This window comes from Emergencia sp. 1XD21-10 (genome assembly GCF_009936045.1).
Lineage (GTDB): Bacteria > Bacillota > Clostridia > Peptostreptococcales > Anaerovoracaceae > Senimuribacter > Senimuribacter intestinalis.
The window spans coordinates 1-1,067 of the sequence record NZ_QWEQ01000074.1; the positions used below are offsets into that span (position 1 = coordinate 1).

1 protein-coding gene is annotated in these 1,067 nt (G+C 46.5%); it reads left to right on the plus strand.

Translation table 11 applies throughout. The features are described 5' to 3' along the window. The coding region (gene tuf, locus D1151_RS16350) for an elongation factor Tu (RefSeq protein ID WP_161909578.1) at positions 1-1,065 on the plus strand (1,065 nt) is incomplete at its 5' end. Between the last annotated feature and the right edge of the window lie 2 nt (positions 1,066-1,067).

Genomic DNA, 1,067 nt, shown 5'->3' on the forward strand with positions numbered 1-1,067 from the left:
GAAAAGGTAGCATTCGACCAGATCGATAAGGCACCAGAAGAAAAAGAAAGAGGAATCACCATTTCTACAGCACACGTAGAATACGAAACACCGAATAGACACTACGCACACGTAGACTGCCCGGGCCACGCTGACTATGTAAAGAACATGATTACAGGAGCAGCACAGATGGACGGCGCAATCCTGGTATGCGCAGCAACAGATGGACCGATGCCGCAGACAAGAGAGCACATCCTGCTGTCCAGACAGGTAGGCGTACCATACATCGTAGTATTCTTAAATAAGTGCGACATGGTAGATGACGAAGAGCTGCTGGATCTGGTAGAAATGGAAATCAGAGAACTGCTTGACGAATATGAATTCCCAGGAGATGACACACCAATCATTAGAGGATCCGCACTGGGCGCATTAGAGAACCCAGAAGGACCATGGGGAGATAAGATAGTAGAACTGTTCGAAGCAGTAGATAGCTACATTCCAGAACCAGAAAGAGCAAACGATAAGCCGTTCCTGATGCCAGTAGAAGACGTATTCTCCATCACAGGAAGAGGAACCGTAGCAACAGGAAGAGTAGAAAGAGGCGTACTGAAAGTTGGTGAAGAAGTAGAAATCATCGGCTTAACAGAAGAAAAGAGAAGCGTAGTCGTAACAGGACTGGAAATGTTCAGAAAGCTGTTAGACCAGGCAGAAACAGGAGATAACGTAGGAGCACTGCTTAGAGGTGTGCAGAGAACAGAAATCGAAAGAGGACAGGTACTGGCAAAACCGGGAACCATTCATCCGCACACAAAGTTCAAGGGCGAAGTATACGTACTGAAGAAAGAAGAAGGCGGAAGACACACTCCGTTCTTTAACGGATACAGACCACAGTTCTATTTCAGAACAACAGACGTAACAGGAGACCTGCAGTTACCAGAAGGAACAGAAATGTGTATGCCAGGAGATAACGTAACCATGACAATTGCGTTGATCACCCCGATTGCAATCGAAGAAGGACTGAGATTTGCGATCAGAGAAGGCGGCAGAACAGTAGGTTCCGGCGTTGTTACTGAGATCATCGAATAATT